Annotated in this window: 16 protein-coding genes; 5 read left to right on the plus strand and 11 right to left on the minus strand. The window is 63.8% G+C overall.

The features are described from left to right. Positions 1–232 precede the first annotated feature (232 nt). On the minus strand, positions 233–2,128 hold the full coding sequence (locus KXR83_RS24335) for a relaxase/mobilization nuclease domain-containing protein (protein WP_023954659.1): 1,896 nt from the start codon (positions 2,126–2,128) through the stop codon (positions 233–235). After that, positions 2,125–2,556, minus strand: a complete 432-nt coding sequence (gene mobC / locus KXR83_RS24340; RefSeq protein WP_051406331.1) for a plasmid mobilization relaxosome protein MobC — start codon at positions 2,554–2,556, stop codon at positions 2,125–2,127. The genes KXR83_RS24335 and mobC overlap by 4 nt, the downstream gene beginning before the upstream one ends. 340 nt (positions 2,557–2,896) lie before the next feature. Between mobC and KXR83_RS24345 the strand changes: the two genes are divergently transcribed. The 5 genes from KXR83_RS24345 to KXR83_RS24365 all read left to right on the plus strand — a co-directional run bounded on the left by KXR83_RS24345 (position 2,897) and on the right by KXR83_RS24365 (position 6,302). Beyond that, positions 2,897–4,981, plus strand: a complete 2,085-nt coding sequence (locus KXR83_RS24345; RefSeq protein ID WP_023954663.1) for a KAP family NTPase — start codon at positions 2,897–2,899, stop codon at positions 4,979–4,981. A gap of 48 nt (positions 4,982–5,029) precedes the next feature. Further along, complete coding sequence (locus KXR83_RS24350; protein ID WP_023954665.1) at positions 5,030–5,236, plus strand: type II toxin-antitoxin system HicA family toxin; 207 nt, start codon at positions 5,030–5,032, stop codon at positions 5,234–5,236. Positions 5,237–5,259: 23 nt separating this feature from the next. Then, the gene (locus KXR83_RS24355) at positions 5,260–5,658 is read left to right on the plus strand and encodes a hypothetical protein (RefSeq protein WP_031331256.1); all 399 of its coding nucleotides are present in this window, start codon (positions 5,260–5,262) and stop codon (positions 5,656–5,658) included. A 3-nt stretch (positions 5,659–5,661) separates the two neighbouring features. After that, the gene (locus KXR83_RS24360) at positions 5,662–5,856 is read left to right on the plus strand and encodes a hypothetical protein (RefSeq protein ID WP_023954669.1); all 195 of its coding nucleotides are present in this window, start codon (positions 5,662–5,664) and stop codon (positions 5,854–5,856) included. A gap of 86 nt (positions 5,857–5,942) precedes the next feature. Beyond that, positions 5,943–6,302 carry a hypothetical protein gene (locus KXR83_RS24365; protein ID WP_023954671.1) on the plus strand — a complete coding sequence of 120 codons (360 nt, stop codon included), beginning with the start codon at positions 5,943–5,945 and terminating at the stop codon, positions 6,300–6,302. A 52-nt stretch (positions 6,303–6,354) separates the two neighbouring features. Here the strand turns inward: KXR83_RS24365 and KXR83_RS24370 are convergent, their stop codons facing one another. From KXR83_RS24370 to KXR83_RS24410, 9 genes are all read right to left on the minus strand, one after another. Beyond that, entirely contained in the window at positions 6,355–7,728 is a 1,374-nt protein-coding gene (locus KXR83_RS24370; protein WP_081729609.1) for a DNA integrity scanning protein DisA nucleotide-binding domain protein, read from the minus strand. A 51-nt stretch (positions 7,729–7,779) separates the two neighbouring features. Next, on the minus strand, positions 7,780–13,479 hold the full coding sequence (locus KXR83_RS24375; RefSeq protein ID WP_437427064.1) for a DEAD/DEAH box helicase family protein: 5,700 nt from the start codon (positions 13,477–13,479) through the stop codon (positions 7,780–7,782). Positions 13,480–13,565: 86 nt separating this feature from the next. Next, positions 13,566–14,192 (minus strand): hypothetical protein, encoded by a 627-nt coding sequence (locus KXR83_RS24380; protein ID WP_023954677.1) that lies wholly within the window; start codon positions 14,190–14,192, stop codon positions 13,566–13,568. A 174-nt stretch (positions 14,193–14,366) separates the two neighbouring features. Further along, complete coding sequence (locus KXR83_RS24385) at positions 14,367–14,915, minus strand: thermonuclease family protein (RefSeq protein ID WP_023954679.1); 549 nt, start codon at positions 14,913–14,915, stop codon at positions 14,367–14,369. Positions 14,916–14,920: 5 nt separating this feature from the next. After that, positions 14,921–15,136, minus strand: coding sequence for a hypothetical protein (locus tag KXR83_RS24390; RefSeq protein WP_437427065.1), 216 nt, complete (start codon positions 15,134–15,136; stop codon positions 14,921–14,923). 81 nt (positions 15,137–15,217) lie between these two features. Next, positions 15,218–16,351, minus strand: coding sequence for a CPBP family intramembrane glutamic endopeptidase (locus KXR83_RS24395; RefSeq protein ID WP_437427066.1), 1,134 nt, complete (start codon positions 16,349–16,351; stop codon positions 15,218–15,220). Positions 16,352–16,385: 34 nt separating this feature from the next. After that, on the minus strand, positions 16,386–16,757 hold the full coding sequence (locus KXR83_RS24400; RefSeq protein WP_023954685.1) for a hypothetical protein: 372 nt from the start codon (positions 16,755–16,757) through the stop codon (positions 16,386–16,388). A 37-nt stretch (positions 16,758–16,794) separates the two neighbouring features. Then, positions 16,795–17,010: a hypothetical protein gene (locus tag KXR83_RS24405; protein WP_023954687.1), complete on the minus strand. Its 216-nt coding sequence runs from the start codon at positions 17,008–17,010 to the stop codon at positions 16,795–16,797. Beyond that, entirely contained in the window at positions 17,007–17,636 is a 630-nt protein-coding gene (locus KXR83_RS24410) for a DnaB-like helicase N-terminal domain-containing protein (protein ID WP_023954689.1), read from the minus strand. Before KXR83_RS24410 ends, KXR83_RS24405 begins: the two co-directional genes overlap by 4 nt. Positions 17,637–17,655: the final 19 nt, after the last annotated feature.

Genomic DNA, 17,655 nt, shown 5'->3' on the forward strand with positions numbered 1-17,655 from the left:
GCACCAGCTCAGCTGCCGCCGCCTCCTCGGCCGACGGTGGTGTCGATTTCTTCTTCGTCACATCATCTAGTGTCGTCATCACGGCACCCTTCCCGCTGAGCATTCACCCAGCGTGTCGGGCCAAAACACCGATTAAGAAACAGTCCCTCGGGCGAGTGAGAACACGCGGTGCCGGGTCATGGCCACAAGTGTTGCAGGGCTTGCAATCAGCCCGTGGGGTCGGTCAAACGGCTTACCGGCGTGGCCCGTCTCGCCGGCGGCGGAGTGCGTCGTCGTATCCGCTTCGCCGGGGTGAGGCGTCCTGGTGTCGCGTATCGCTGGACGGTTGCGCGAGTGGGCCGCGTGTTGGTGTCGGTGGTTGCAGGGCGGCGAACTCGTCGTCCGAGAGATGGCGGCGTGCGGGTTCAGCTTCGAGGACTGCCGTGGTGCCAACGATTCGTTGGGCGCGTTCAGCAAGTTGTTGCTCGCGTAGCGCTGTCAAACGTTGTGCAGCAGCGGCGTTGTTGGCAGCTGCTTGTGCGTCGGCGATCGCTTCGACAGCGGCCAGGAGTTGGCCCATGACCATCGCCCACGCCATCGCCGGGTCGGTGTGCGCTGACGCCATCATCAACACCGCGGCGGCGCGTGTGCCCGATGACCGGGTGCGCATCACCGGGCGCGGTCGGCTGTAGGTCCGTGAGGCGGTGCGCGCCAATGTGTTCGCTGCGTGCGCCAGTGGCCCGGGGATCGGTTCGGTGCGCGAGGACCACGCGGCGAACACCCCCGATACAACGCCGGCTGCTCGTGCGACCTGCTCGCCGTCTTCGGCAGGGATCGACCGGACGTAGTCGGTCCACCCCGCCAGCTCGCGGCGCGCCTGGTCTAGCTGCCGCCGCTGGATCGCGGCAGCATCGACACCTTCGGCCGCTGCCACTGCCGGTTCGTCGGGCACCGTGTACGGCAGCTTCGCTCGTGCTCGCTCGACCGCTTCGGGATCACGTGCGGGTGCGCCAATTGCAAGCGTGCGCCACCGCCGCCGAGCCATGCTGTCGATCTCCGAACTGGCCACACCCCACTGCTTACGCAGCTGTGTGATCGTCAGGTCGCGACCCAAACTCGTTCCCGAGTACCAAACGACGTCCGCCGCGTCCACGCTCGCTTTGTCGGTCCCCGCCGACATCAATCCGACCGAGTAGCCGACGACTTTGTTCTCGGTCTCCGACCATCGCGGCCGCACCACTACGTCGAGCTGCTTCGCCAACAGCTCGACAAAGTCGGCCTCGTCGTTGGCTGCTGTGGCGGCCGCGCGCACCCGACGTGCCAGTTCGAACCGCACCGGCTCGCCGCGCTGCTGCTTTGCTTTCTTGCCCGCCTCGGTAACCGGGCGATCGGCCGTGCGGCCGGCCTCCACGGCGGGTGCATCAACGTCGGGGCGCATCTGCAACGCGGTCTCGACCTCAGCCTGGTGGTACGACGGCGACACAGCTTGGTCGTCCCGGTCGATCTGCAAGTTGTATTTGCGTTCGAGCATCTGGATGACCTTCGAGGAACGTGGGCCGTCACCTTGCGGCTTCTGTCCCGGCGCGGGGGGCACGAACAACTTCACCAACGACCCGTCCTCACGGACCATCGACGCCGCTATATGGATGTGGTCGTTGCCGTTCGCGCTCTTGCCGTGATGGATGGCCACCCACCGGCTACCGGCGTCGGTGGGATCGACCGAGTCAAAGCCCATCTCGCGCATGAAGTCCTCGGCGATCTTCCCCCACAACTCATCGCTCAACTCGGCCTCGTCGGCTCGCAGAGCCAGCGAGCACTGCCACACATTCGCATCTTCCACCCGCGCCATCGCCCGCGCCCCGGTCTCGGTGTAGCCCTCCGCCAGCGCCGCCTTCTTACGTTTGGGATCGACCCACGGGACCTTCACGTCATGCAGCACGTGAGGTTCATCGAGTTCGCGGGCAACCGCGATCGCGTCGTCTTTCGACAACACCCGAACCGAGCTATCGGCCGACCACATGAACCGCTCGACCGCACCGCCGCGACCGGCAACCATGTGCGGGTTGGTGTGCTCGTTGTGCTTACCCGGACCCTGCAAGTAATAGATCAGGCCGGCCATCTTCTGGCCGCGAGTGATCTTGCCCCTCACCGCGTCACCGCCCCAGACCGCGCAGCCGTACGACCCGACGACACCTGACGCATACGCCGCGTCACCTCGTCGCACGACCGGGTCACCGACGCCAACGCCGCCGACAACTCCTCCGGCAACTCACCGTCAGTCGAGTTCACATGCTTGGCGATCTGGTTGATGTTGCGGCCGATCGCCAGCAACAGATTCCGCGTGTCCGCAGCCTGCTCCAACGCCACCAACGCCTCCTGCCGGCGCGACATCACTGCGTCCGGACCCTCACCCCGCCACTGCGGATTGAGCGTCGATTCGATCAACAATCGCGGCACCGACACCCCCTCAGCCGCCGCGCGCAACACCAACAACTCGCGCTGCTCATCAGTCGGCTTGACCTTGAACGGTGACGCAGTCCGCCCACCAGGAACATTCGCCTGCCGCTTGCGCCGCACCGACGTACTCCCCGTCACGCGAACCCCCTGCCAATGCCGTCCCGGTGCCGAAGGCCCGCGCCCCAAGCGCGGAACCTCATCTCTTCTCGGTGTTCAGCCTAGCCCCAAGCTAGGCAGAACACCACGACTTAGGGGACCTAAGTCATATCTTGCTCCGCCGGACTACCGTCCGTAGGGCATCCCGCCTCACACTGCGGAGCATTCGGGGAACGGCCGCGCTTCGCGCGACCAACAATCGGCCGCTGCGCGGCCTCCAGCTGGGGACAGCGGTGGTGTCTCCGCGCCACAGCAACTCCACCCGTCCGGCGGTCGGGGTGCACACTCTGGGCAGACTGTGGCTATGGCTGCTGCGTGGAGCGACTCTCCGATCACAACGAAAGACGACGATGATTTCAATCGAGCGGACTACGCGGTGCACGCCGCCCACTTGGTCGCAGCGAGTCACTCCTGGGACGACAGCATTGTCTTCGGCCTGACAGGCCCCTGGGGCAGCGGGAAGAGTTCGATGCTGGCAATGATCGGCGAAGAACTCCAGCGGTCCCACCCCGACTGGCGAATCGCGAGATTCACCCCCTGGGCGACAAGCGATATTGGTGGACTCTTCGGAGATTTCTACGCATCGCTCGGCGAAGCTCTACCAAAGAAGAAGAAGGCCGAAAAAGTGCGTAATGCACTCGGTACGCTGGCACAAGTATCCGCACCCGCAGCGAACGCCTTGCCCTTCGGCGGCAGCGTGGTCGCGGGAGCGGTCGGCGCCGCCGGCGACGCCCTAAAACAACAAGAACCATGGGACGCCGCTTTCAAGAAGGCTGTTGAAACCCTCAAAAAGCTGAACACACCCGTCCTGATGATCGCCGATGACATCGACCGTCTACAGACCAGCGAGCTGCTCGCGCTACTCAAAGTTGTTCGACTTCTCGGCCGTTTTCCGGGTGTCCACTACCTGCTCGCCTACGACGAAGCCACGCTCTACCAAACTCTCTCTGGCGCAAACTTGGTCGGAAAGAACGACGATGGCGAAGCAGCTCGATTCATGGAGAAGATCGTTCAGTACCCGCTTGTCGTACCACCGCTGCTGCGTCCTCAACTCCTGTTCCGACTTGACGCTGGAATTGACGCCGCGATGACCGAGGCGCAACGGCCGGCACTAACCAGCTCGCGCCTTAGCCAGCTCATAGACGTCTACCTGTCACAACTGTCGACACCCCGCGCCATCGATCGATACCTTGCACAGTTACGACACCACCTCCCCCTCGTGGCCGCCGAAGAGATCGACGACGTCGACGTCATTGTGCTGACCTTGTTACGCGCGGCGTTCCCAACGCTCTACATCCAGCTGCCGCGATGGCGTGACGAGCTGGTGTCTGGCCACACCGGTGAGATGAAGCGCAACACCGGGTCAACTATCGAGTACGAGCCCTTCAGCGTCGAGGATCTTCTAGCGCGGGCGGCCGTCCCGAAATCGTCTCGGGAAGATGCCCGCGTTCTCTTGCACGACCTGTTCCCGAAACTCTCCCCCCACGGATTCTCCAGCGGCACTCCTCGCCCTCCTCGCATCAACGATCCGCGGTTCTTCGACCGATACTTTGCAATGGGAATCCCCACCCACGACGTTGCCAATGCTGAAGTAGCCCAGGCGGTCAACTCGGCCACCGCAGGCGACCCCGTGGCCCTGGCAGCTCTCTTGACACAGCCCAACGTCCAACGAGTACTCCTCGTGATCGACAAAGGCACCGACACGTCAGAGGCCATCCCGCTAAATGATGCCGGGGATACAAAACGTCTCGCTCTAATCGACACCTTGCTGTCTGTCGTTGGGCAGATCCCTGACGACGAGGACAGCTTCTTCATGAACCCTCCACGTCATGTCATCGCCTGGGTCGCCACACTTCTGACTCAACTCACGGACGCGATTGGCGAGCCCGCCGTCACACAGGCGCTCAACAAGGCACCCACGATCGACGCGCGACTCGAGATCGTGCGCCTCACCGAACGAAATGGTGACCAACCGTCGTGCTGGAAGACAGTGACCACCAACCTCGGTCACGACATGACCGCCCGAACGCTGAACCACCTACGAGCCCAGGACAACGCGGCCGAGGACGAAGCGCCCCGGTCGATGATCCAGTTCCTTATTGCACACGAACAGATCACACCGCTCGCACAATCAATCGCAACAGCTCTCGCAGCAGGCGAGTTCACACTCGGTGACGTGGCCGCCCGACTAACAACCCAAAGCAAGATCCTCGGCGTCAGTGACTCGAGGTGGAAACTCGACGACTTCGACCAAGCCACCTACGAACTCCTAGTCCCACATGACCCACATCCCTGGTACAACAGTCCACCCGAAGACGTAGATATCTCAGACACGAGCTGGGCGAACCGACGTGCATTCGCTACAGGTCGAGCGAAACAACCCACGTAACATCAACCCCCCTTGACTTGTTTCAGTCTAGGGGGGTAGACTAAAGTCATGATTGCGGAGCAGCCGACTCGTAAGGTGACCAAAGAACTGCGCGCTGCCGGGTTCACGCGTGTGCGTGATGCCAAGGGCAGCCACGGTTTCTGGGCCTGCCCGACGGGCCGACACACCATGACCATCCCCGACGGACACAAGACCATCAGCCCCGGAGTGATCCGCAAAGTGAACAAAGCAATCGCCGAGTGTGACTGCAAATGATCCCGACCCAGGAGACGACCGACATGACCTACGACGTTGAGGTCACCCGCGAGGGGCGGTGGTGGATGATCTCGATCCCCGCCCTCGACGGGCTCACCCAAACCCGCCGACTCGCTGACGCCGAAGCCGAAGCGATCGACTACATCGCCGTCGACACCGACGTCGCCAAGTCCACTGTGTCGGTGAACATCCGCGTGCACGTAGACAACGTGGACGCCACCGCAGCATCGGCAACCGTTCGTGAACTCAAAGAGAAAGCCGACCGCTACGAACGTGAAGCCAGCGAACACACCCGCCGGCTCGCCTGCGACCTCGCCGACAAAGGCATCCCCTACCGCGACATCGGTGCCATCCTCGGCATCTCCCAGCAACGCGCACACCAGCTCGTCGAAACAACGCACAAGCACGCAGCGTCCGCGTAGCCAATGACCGACCCCGACAACGCTGGACCCTGGCAGGGGTCAAAACGTGCGCGCGCCAACATCGCTGACCTCACGCTGATCGTTCGCGTTCCCGGTCGACCCGCTGACGTCCGTGTCTTCACCGACGCAGAGAAAGACGACGCCCACAAATATGCGAGCAGCGTCGGCGGCACCGTCGAACCACTCGCCACGCACTGATTGCTCTCGACCGCTGTCACTCACCCGTGGAACACTGGAAGCACTCTGCAACCAAATATTGATCCAGTGAGTGAAAGGGGACACCTGTGTCCACAGCAATCAGTTTCGATCCCGAAGTCGCTGCCAACGCGCTCCTCGCCGAACAAAGCGAACGCGAACGCGTCGTCCGCGAACTCGCCGCGTCCTACGGCGACATCCTCCAACGCGAACAGGACCTCGACACTGCCCGCGCCAAGCACTTGCAGCTGCGTGTCCGCGCCAGCGAGTTCGGCATTACCGACGCCGCGCTGAAGAAGGCCGGTATCCCCACTGTCGCCACTACATCGCGGCGCAACGGGACGACCCGCCGCGCACCGCGCCGCACCACCTCGCCGGCCACCAGCACCCCAACGCAGCACGAGAACACTGCATCGACCGACCACAGCAACCACAACGACGGCGTCTAACCTCGCAAGTTCTCCGATACAAGTGATGCCCCCAGCCATCGGCTGAGGGGCATCACTGCAGTGGTGGTTTCCAAAGCCCGACCATCCACGAAACAGTGGCATCGGGCGATTCCCAAGGCTTTGCGACTCGCACCACAACGGCCACGCCTTCATCGGCTCCCGTCGGCGCAATGCCTGGGTGACCGCACACAGGGCAATCCACCGGACCTGCACAGAGATCTGCGTCGACCAGGTCAGAGGCCGCGATGGTTTCTGTGATGAGCGGCTTTTGACATTGCGGACACTGCACCCGCTCTACCGAGACCGGGTCGGTGCGGAAGAGCTGAGACGTCGACACTGTCGGTTCAGTGGTGTCGAGGCGAAGCAGGTCTGCCCCGTCGCTGAACACGGTGACCGGGCCGTCTTCGCTTACGACAAAGACGATCGATTCCGGTACATCGTATGAAAACCTGGCCGCGGAGTTGTGACGCGTGCCTCGGTTGCTGTGCACGAACTTCTCTGCGTCGTCGCTATGTTTGAGAAACGCCTCTACGCCGCGGACAGTCCCGTCTCGGTTCACTATCGCCGCGCCATCCACCGAAGCCAACAGCGTTGCTAGTGCCTCGCGCCGTGCCGGTTCTTCCGCGCTGAGAGCAATCCCGGTCCGCCGAGCCGGTTTGCCGAGATGGGCGTCCAGACCGTCTGTAGGTTCCCGCGGAAGCCAGACCAGAGTGGCCCCGATATGACGGGCCGACAGAACGTGAAGACAGAAGTCGAGCAACCATCCGCCGACATACTCATCGCGAGTACCAGTCGTATGCATCAGGTGCATCCACCGCGTATGCGCATAGGTGCGCGAACGCCACACCATGTTCTCCCACAAGTACAGTCGTTCCCGTCCAAAGATCTTGATCACTCCGCTGGGGTGTCGTTGAACGACCCAACAGCCGTTCTCAACACAGAGAGTGATCAGATCGAGCTCATTTGACGTGTTGACGTGTGCGAGCCCGTGCCCCGCCATAGTTCGTACTACGAACGTCGACACGCCATTCGCCAACTCCCGCATCTCAGCTGATGGCGAACCAGCATCGGGGTCGGTCAACGTGTTGGGATTCTCAAACCGAGAATCTGAAGAAGACTGCGGCTCAAAAAGTTGCAGCTTCGTATGCCCAGACAAGCGAGGCTTCTCCACATCTACGGCGAAAATGATGGCCCCGTATGAGGGGGTCCTTCGCTCGTGCACCGGCGGATAGATCGCATGAAGCAACTCGTCAATCAGTGCATCGGTAAGTTGACCCACCTGATCGGGACGGATCCACCCTCGAGGAAGTGGCGCACCAGGATAAGGAGGGTCGCAAATGGTGCTCGGCTCAATCAGGGCGACATCTTCATCCCTCAGTTCGGAGATCAGACGGGCCCGACGCCTTTGCTGCTTCACCTCGTCCATACCTGCTGCTGTCTCCCAAATGGCTCTGAGTAATTGCACCGAACTTGAACACTATCGTCGCTGACCGTGTCCGTGGTGCTGTCCATCTTGGTCGGGTGGGCGGTGCTCGGGACGTTCGACGGCGACGGTGGCGTTGTGCTGCATGTGTTGTCGTGGGTGGTCGGCCGTGGCCTCCAGGACTGTCTTCGCGCGGCCGCTGCGGCGTTGGTCGCGTGCGTAGCGGGTGGCTTCGAGCATGTGCCCGCGCTGTGTCGCTGACACGAAATCGTCGGCGGTCAAAAACGGTGACTCTTCGACCATCGCCTTGGTCGGGTTGAGCATCAACGACCATCCGGGTGCGCGGCCGGCCTCGAGGAGACGTTGATCGGCGGCCTCGCGGGCGGCGATCGCTTCGGGGGTGTTCTGCGAGGCCTCGATGTCGATCCGGAGCTGTTGCATCTGCACCTGTTTGGCCTGCAACTCCCCCGCCTGAGCGAACACCGCATCCATGCGCGGTGACTGCACCTCGATCTCCCGTCGCCACCGATCGATTTCCCGGTCGATACCGCCGATCTTGTCGGGCATCCGCTCGAACGCATTCTCCAACCGCGTCGCCAACCCACTGGCGACGGCTGCGACGTTGTCCTGCGGATCCTCACCGAGCGCAGCCTGACGCGGCCACAACTGCTCCGGCTTCATAATGAATTGCGGCTGCCCTGGAACATCGAGCCACACCCACAACTCGTCGGTGCGGGCCAGCCTCGCCGCCTTGGCCACGACCCCGTTGCCGAACTCGGCCAGCTCCATCGACCGACCCATCCCCTGACCTTTGAGCGCAACGTGCACGGCCTGGGCGCGGTCGAGCAAGGCTCGGCTGCGATCGGGGCGCTCAGCGAACTCCTGGCCCTGCACGGTGAACGGTTTCCCACCGGCCGCCCACTGCTCATGCCCGGTAGTGAGGCGCTCGAGCTCCTCGCGCTCGACCTCGAGTTCGGGAATCCGCTTGTCGGCCTGGCGCACGATGCTGCGGGCATTGCGCCGTGAATCAGCGTGCGCACCCGAGAGGGCTTCGAGGTTTTTCACCTCGTCCTCCAGGTGCACCAACGTCATGAACCGCTCATCACCGGTCGCCGCCGCCTTGGTCGCCGCCGCCGCGGCCGCGATCGACTCGGCGTCGATGTCTTCGACCTCGGTCATGTTCGGATCCAGCTGACCGGACTTTGCCTGCTCGATGAACGCTGCCTTCGATTCGACCTTGCCCCACATCACTGTGTCGGTGGTCCCGGCTGTCACATACGACAGGATGCGGATGCGTTCGTTCTGGTTGCCCTGCCGAATGATCCGGCCCTCACGCTGTTCCAGATCGGCCGGCCGCCACGGCACATCCATGTGGTGCAGCGCGACCATCCGGTCCTGGACGTTCATGCCGGTGCCCATCTTCTTGGTCGACCCCAGCAGCACTGCGATCTGACCCGACCGTGCCCGCGCGGCCAGTTCCAACTTCTGTGACGGCGACTTCGCGTCGTGGATGAACGCGATCTTCTCCGCCGGGACCCCACGCTCGATGAGCCCTTCGCGCACCGCTTCGTACGCTGACCACCCACCGCCCGGTTGCGGGGTGCCCCGGTCGCAGAAGATCATCTGCAACCCGCCGGTGGTCGGTGAGACCGCCCCGGTCTCGGTGCGGTACTCGTTACCCGAGTTGTCGTGATAGATCTGCGCGACCTGCTCGGCGACCGCGTCGCTGCGGGTGTTCCCAGGATCCGGTCGCAGGTTCGCCAACCGGGGATCCAGGGCGACGTTGCGGCCATCGGAGAGCACCTTGAGGGTGTTGTCCAACTCCGGATGGCGGGGGTCGAGGTTGTCGAGGCGGTGTTCGAGATCGGCGATGAAGTCGGCCACCTCTTGGCCCGGTGTGGTCGTGATGATCTGCCGACCGTCATAGGTCGGCAGGTTCGCCGGCACCTGGGCTCGGGTGACCACATCGGTGTACTGCGCTGCCATCGCGAACATTTCACGGGGGTTGGCGAACGCCGACACCGTCGTCACCACCCGCAGCCGGGTACCGGTGGCATTGGTGATCGTCTCGGACTTGGTCGTGGTGAACGACGCCGCCCAATCGGTCACCGACCGCACCCCAGCTGTCTCGAGGACATCGGGGCGTAGGTACTGCTGCATCACCCACGCCTCGGACAGGCTGTTGGCGATCGGGGTGCCGGTGGCGAACGTGGCCACCCGCTCCGCGCCCGCCGGCAGATAGTGCCCCACCGCGCGGGCCTGGTCCTGCACCCGCTCACGCAGCAGGTCCAGCTTCATCGACAGGTCTTCGGCCTTCTGCGACCCGGTGTGGGCCAACGTGTCGATCGCACAGGTACGGGCCTTGTTCTTGTACTCGTGCGCCTCGTCGATGAACAGGTAGTCACACCCGGTCTGCTCAAACGTCACCCCGTCGTCTTTGCGGTCCTTGTCGAGCAACTTCTGCAGGCGATCATCCATCCGCTTCTTGGCGGTCTCGATCTTTTTGATCGTGGTCGGGTTCATCGAGTCCCGACCGCTCGACAGTTCCTCGCCGAGCTGGTCGATCTGGGCTTGCAGATAGTCGGTGCGCCGGTCTTCGCTGACGTTGATCAGCTCGAACACCGAACCGGGAACGATGACCATGTCCCAGTTGCTGGTCGCGGTCTGCGCGACGAACATCCGCCGATCCTGGGCGGACATGCCCTTGTTGCCCACCAGCACCTCAGCGGCCGGATACCACTGCTTGACCTCCCGACCGAACTGCTCGATCAGGTGGGTGGGCACCACAATCCACGGCTGGGCCACCACCCCGCGGCGTTTGAGCTCCATCGCGGCCATGAACATGGTGCCGGTCTTGCCCGCCCCGACCACATGGTCGAGCAGCACCGTGGACTCCGCAGCGATCCTGGCCACCGCATCACGTTGGTACGGGTGCGGGGAGAACGTCGGCGACAGCCCAGGCAGTTGCAGGAACCGGCCATCGTGTTTGGGCGGGACCCACGAGTTGAACCGGCGGTTCCACTCACCCACCAGCCGGTCACGGCGCTCATCATCGGACCACAACCACGACCGGAACTCCCCCACGATCTTCCGGGCCTGGACCTGCGCCAAAATCGTGGCCTGGGCATCAACCTCGGGTGCCCCGGTGTCTTCGCGAAGCTTCGCCGGGTTCTTCACCACGATCGGACGCTGGTTGAGCAACGCCTCGTACAACGCGACCGCGTCGACAGCCTTGTCCGGATGGGCATGATCAGCGCCGTAGTCAGTGCGCATCAGCGTCGTATTGCGCTGCCAGGACGGAACGTTGACGTCCCAGCCCTGTGAGGTGTGATCGACCGACACTTCCTCGGCGCCGAACACCTCACGCACAAACAAGGCGTAATCGGCCGGTTCGATCCACGTCGCACCCAACGTGACCGCACCGATCTGCGAGGGCTGTTTCGGCTCGGGAATCACCTCCGAGAGCGCTTCGGCGTACTCGGCCCACTCGGTGTTGCCCGGATCGTTCTCCGCGGCCGCCAACGCCCGTTCATGCTTGGCCAGGACGTTGCCCGACAGCGCCACCGCCGCCGGCACCAACAACCCGTTCTGGTCCGGGTCGGCGTACACCAGGCCGCGGATCTGCTCCCGTGCCTGCACCCGGCTCGTACCGAGCAGGTCAGCGACGCGTTCGAGGTCGATGGTCCCGGACTCGCCCAGCACGATCGACACCGCTTCCTCCGGCGACTGGGCCGAGGTCATCGATGCCAATTTGGTCACCACATCGCGCGAGAAGATCGCCGTCTTGGACACCTCCCCGGTCTCGGAGTCATAGCGCTCCAACGCCAACAACGTGGCCAGCGACGGGTCTTGGCGCAGCGCCTCGATGTGGGTTTGCCGCCGGATCGTCGGCGAGGCCTGCCACGCCTTCTCCTCCAGCTCACTGGCCACTGATTCGGGCAACGGGCCGGCGTAGGCGATGCCGTCCTGATCGGCGTTCTTCTCCCGCCACTTCTGCTCGGCGACAGCGAACTTCGCCTTCGCTTCGGCAGGAGTGCGGTCACGGCCACCGGTGATCTTGGCCCGGTTGATCGGACCATAGGCGGCCAGATAGCCGTCGTAGATGGTGCCCAGCTCCGCGCGCAGCGCCTCCCGGGTGTCGAAGTCAGCATCACCGCGCTGAGCGGCGATCGTCGCCTCCGACACATCACGCAACCGCAGCAGATGCCGGGTCTCGGTGCTCCGCGACCGTGGGATCTTCACCACCTCGCGGCCCTCGAGGCCTTGACGCACGAACTCCCCGGCCTCGGTGTCGTACTCGACCCGGCCGATCGGGGTGCGGTCGCCATACAACTCACGGGCCGTGGCCATCCCCGCGTCAAAGTCACTGGGCCGCACCACTCGCGGACGGGCAGTCAAACCCTTGCCCTGTTCCACAGCGGTGGCCACCTGACTCGACAGCACGGTGGACAGTTGCTGCGGAACCTGCGCGAGATCGCCGGCGACCACGGTGAGCTGGTTGTCGCGGTACATCCCGTTCTCGGCGCGGACCTCACCCAGAACCGCTTCGGGGTGCAGATCGAAGAACTGATTGAGCGCCACCAGCTGGCGCTCACCGCCCCGGCCATCGACCCATACCTGCCCCGAATGCAGCCAGTCGACCGTGGCCGGGTTCGGTACCTCGTCGCCGGGTTCGCGTTTGCGGAACACCAGCACATCGGTGACGACCTGTGTGGCGGCAACACGGGCAAAAGCGTTGGACGGCAACCGCACCGCGCCGACCAGGTCGGCCATGTCGTGGATCTCGCGGCGCGCTTTGTCGTCGGTGGAGTCCATCGTCCACGCCGAGGTGATCACCCCGACGTACCCGCCGGGTGCGGTCAGATGCAGGGACTTGATGACGAAGTGGTTGTGGATACGGTGCCGGCCGGGGTTGTGTACCGGGTCCGGGACCGAGAACGACCCGAACGGCACGTTGCCGATCGTGGCGGTGAAGCTGTGATCGGGGACGCGGGTCTGCTCGAAGCCCTCGTTGCGGACCTGGGCCTGCGGATAGAGCAGGTGCGCGATCCGGGCGGTCGTGGGGTCGAGCTCCACTCCCACCATCGTCGCCGACTCCGGGGCCAAACCGATGAAGTTGCCGCTGCCACAACCAGGTTCAAGGACCCGGCCACCTTCGAAACCGGCCTGCTCCAGCGCCGTCCACATCACCTGGGCGATCGCCGGATCGGTGTAGTGGGCATTGAGGGTCGATGCACGGGCCTCTCGGTATTCGCCCTCGGTCAGCAGGTCCGCGAGCTGGGCGCGTTCGGGCTCCCACTCCGGGCGCTGGTCATCGAAGATGTTCGGGCACCCACCCCACCCGGACCACGCCGAGAGGATCTGCTGCTCGCCGGGGCGGGCGTACCGACTTTCCTGGTCACAGGCTCGGGCCACCTCGAGGGCAGCGATGTTCGCCCGGGCCCGCGCCTTCTCCCCCGACGGCACCAACACCCCACCGAGGTGGGTGAACGGTACCGGCGGCACGAACACCGGCTCCACGGCCACCTCAGCGGCCACGGTGGGCTCTTCTGCCGCCGTCGGTGCCGGTGTCTCGGTGGGTTCGGGATCGGGTTCAAGACCAGCGATCTGATGGTTGGCTTTGACCCAGACGCGGGACCCATCGGGGCGGCGTGCTTCGCGGGCGCGGACTTTCGCCAGCTGCGAGACCGGCACACCCATCTCGCCGGGGGCCACCAACGGCAACGCCTCGACCTCGGACGGATCGGCCGGCAACGGGGTGCCGCCGGGATCGACTACCGCCGGATCGGTCGGGATCCGGAAATCGTCCAGAGACTCAAACAGCAGCCCCTGGGACGCTTCTAGCTGTTCTGCCGCCGCCGATCCCGGTACTGCGCCTGACGCTGTTCTGCTTCGGCCCGGCGTGCGGTCACGACCTGACCCAGCTCGGCTGCCAGCGGATCGCCCGGGCCGGTCGGCAGCGGCATCTGGTCCTCGCTGCGGGCCTGCAACAGACTCGCCGCGTACACCTGAAACCCGATCGACTCGGTCGGCCACACCTGTTCGGTCAGCTCCTCGATCTGCTGAGTCGGGTTGCTCGCCGCCGGAGTTGTCCACCGATCCATCGCCGGCAACGCTCGCATCGCCCGCTCCTCGGCCGCGTCCTGCTCGATCTGGGCTTGTTCGGCCTCCCTCAGCGCCCGGTCCTCCGGGTCCTGGTAGCCCTCCCACAGAGTCGCCAACGCGACCTCCTGCGCCGACAACCGGGCCTGATTGAACAGGTTGACCCGCTCCTGATGGTCCGCTGCCCGCCCCATCGACGCTTCCCACTCGGCGATCACCTGATGCTCGGTCGCCGCTGTCGTCTCCGCGATCGTCTGCTCGAGCTCCGCTGTCCGGTCGGTCACGAAGTCCTCGTAACTCGCCCGATCCATCTCGGCCAGCTCGGTCCGATACCGCTGGTGAACTGCCGCTTTGACCTCGCTCATTGTCTTCGCCTTCTGTCTGATTGTGCTGGGCAAATAGATCCAACTGGTCGCCACCGCGACCAGCAGAGTTACTGGTAGCCATGTTGGAGTACGCCTATTCAATTTGGTTGCAGAGTGCTCCCAGCATCGAACAGCTATGGCGAACAAGCAACCACTCGCCCAGGTGTAGCTCCCTCAGCACCTCCCCCACAAACCCTGCCCGGACGCCTTCGCATCACTCTCATCCGAACGAAACTCGTTGCGGTAGAGATAATCCTGACCCTGATAGGTGTACTCGCGGGCCGCTCCCACAGCCAGCAAACGCCGCGACAGCAACGACCCGTCCGGCAGCCACACATGCGCCAGCCGTCGGCCATACCGATCTTCCTCACCGGCCACCGGATCAGACTCCAACCGCACGACCTGCCCATCAGCGAGTGCGGCGGTCATCTCTGCGGCTTCGGGCCCAAAACACTCAGCCTCGTCTCGATCGGGCGGATGACTGACTTCGGGGGTATCAATACCGATCACTCGCACCCGACGCTCGTTGTCATTGGGCATCTGCACCTGCAGGGTGTCCCCATCAATCACCCGTAAGACCTGCACAGGTAGAGCGGTCTGGACACCGCCTGTGGGGTTGCGGACTCGGATGTCGGTGTCAGGTTCGCTGCACCCTGCGACCACAAAACCCAGACACACCAACGCCGCTACGCCCCGAAAGCGCAGCGGCACAACCCCACCCATCCTCATCACACCTCCACAACGAGATACTCCACCGGAATACCGTCGAACTCGTACTCTCGCTGTTCCGGGAGGTCGTCAGGATGTGATGGGGTGAGGTTCATGAATTGGCCTGGCACCAGCGGCTTTCTACTGGCGACGCGGGCTGTAGCGCCGTCTGCGAACTCCACTACGTAGATGGTGTGTCCATCAGTAGTGGGGACGGGGTCTGTGTTGCTAACCATGGGTAGCGGCATGAGGGTGGTCCTTTCGTTGGGTGCAAGGCGGTAGCTGAAATAGCGATCAAATGAATCCCCAGGCGTTGGTCATTCCACGTCTCGGTTAACGACTAACGCTGTGCCCTCGCTGTCCGGCTCGGGCTCCTGCTGCTCCAGCAGGAGTACAAACGAACCAGGAAATTGCCAACCGGTCACCGGGACGTGCGTGGTCGCACCATTGACGAACTGCACGCTCTGCTCCGATCGCCCGTCAGCACCCTCTCGCACTGGGTCCCTGGTGATCATCGGCAGTGTCATCGTCCGGCTGCGGCGACCTGCGTTGCCACCGGCGTCGCTGCGCAAAGTGCGGCTGTGCCGGATAGACCATCCCACCGCTAGGACCACCAGGACCACGGGCGGGGTGGTCCAAGTCCAAGTCCAGGTTTCGTTCCAGGGCCCGGCCACCGTTGCGTTGAACAGGGCGTGAGCAACGATCAAGCCGGCGAGCGATCCCAGCGCCGCATAGGCCAGTACTGCTACTGCTCCCCAACCCATCGCCAGCACACACCATTGCCACCCTTGATACATATGCAGCCCGCCCCGCAGCACCGCCGAAAGGACAATCAGGGGCACCAGAAGTGATCGATGAACGATCACGGAAATCAGAACGGGTAGTGCTGAGAAAAGTGGTTCTTCCCAAAAGCCCGCCGCGACACCTGCAACGAGTTCCCACCCAGGCCCTCCTGTTTCATCCGCCGAGGACGACCTTCCCAACCAGCCAAGATGGTAGAGCGCGATTTGCACTCCACTACTGACCGCCATCGCCACTCCGAAGGCGGCGAAAGCGGCGACGGTGCGACTAACTGCCGGCGTCTGCCACTGAGGACGGCCGAAACGTTCTTTGACACCAAGCGGCGGCAACGAAGCACAGCAGGACCGGTAAATCTGTCGTCGAACCACCCACAGGCCAGCCGTCGCGAACACTCCGAACATTGCGAACACTATCGCCGAACTGGCTGATTCACTGGTGGTTTCGTCAGTAGCGGAGGAATGATGGGCGCTCTCTGACAAGCCAGTGACACTGTCGTAGACCTTCAACAGCATGACCAACCCTGCAAGACCGACTGCTACAAGAGCCGCGATCATTACCTGCCGTGCACCGGACGTTGTCGGCCATAACGCCTGAATCCCGGGCCGCACCACTACCTGCCCGTCGCCAGGTACTTGGTTAGCTGTCGTCATCGTGTCTGCCTGTCGTCACAGTTCTCCTCGCCGGTCACGTGTTCGGCGCGGGGTGGTGGGCGTTCGGGTCGAACGGGAAGTCGGGATGCTCAGACCATAAGAACGCCAGGGACATGAGCTGCTGGTCGTTGGCCGTCTCGACGAACGAGTACAGAACACTGGCCTGACTGAATGCTTGAAGAGGGCTGAAGCGGTCGATGAGCTCGGTCACCGGTGTTTGTTCGAGTTCTCCTCGGGGATCGTCTTTGTGGCGTACTGCCAGTGCGCCGTCAGTTCGCCGGCCCCACGTCCACAGTTGGAGCAGACCGTCGGGTTCGTTGTCCTCAGCGAAGGCCTTGTTGGCGGCCCTGGCCAGCGCGGTTTGTTCGCGTAAGCGATCTTTGATGAACGCAGCAACGTCGGTCATGTGTTCTCCCCTCCCCTGGAGTGCGTGTGTGGCGATGTCAGATGTCGAACAGTCCTGGTTGCGCGGTGGCGGCCTGGGCGTCGGTGCGGGCGATGTAGGTGTCCATCCATTGCCGGATCTCGCCGGTGCTGACCTCGAACATGTCAGAGAGCGCCGACAGTGAGTGCCCGTGGTCGTGGTGCAACTCGTAGACCAGCTGCTCACGGTATTCGGGGGTTTCGTGCTCGTACAGGGTGTTATCGCTGGTGGTCATTGAACGGCACCTTCGTCGGTGAGGCCACCTGCTCGGACGGCAGCGAGGCGGTCTCGTAGGTCGCGGGCGTGGCGGCCGTGGGTGGCCATGTACTCGAAAAGGTCGTCTTCGGGCAAGGTTTCAGCGGCGGTGATCAGTCCTTCGCCTGCGGTCCGGTACAGACGCCGATAGGCAAGGGCGAGGACTTCAGCGGCATACGCGGGCGCTTGGACTCCGGTGATCTCGGGACCTTGCGCCCAGGGGTTGGCGGCGGTGGCGGTGTCGGCGACGTAGCTGAGCAGCATCGTGAGCTGAGAGGCAGTGTGTGCTTGGCCTCGTCGGCGCAGCTCCCCGAGCACAGCCACAGCGGTATGAGGGCTTTCGTCGCCGCCGTGGGTGAGGATCTGGCGGATGATGCCGAACACCTCAGCGGCGGCCGAACCGTAAAAGTCAGAGGCTCGCACGTGATCGGTGGCGGCCAGTGCGGTGGGCCGGTCGGCCCACATCAATGCGCACAGGAAGAACGATTCGGCTTGTTCAGCGGGATCTCGGTCCTCGACCAGCTCCGGGCCGGGCGGGTTCCCGCTGTAGAGGTCCAACACCTGCGCTGAGCGCTCGGGCTCCTGGTCGTCTGCTGGTGTGCTCATCGTCGTTCTCCCCCGTGGT

The sequence above is a fragment of the Williamsia muralis genome, from assembly GCF_051487485.1.
Lineage (GTDB): Bacteria > Actinomycetota > Actinomycetes > Mycobacteriales > Mycobacteriaceae > Williamsia > Williamsia muralis_B.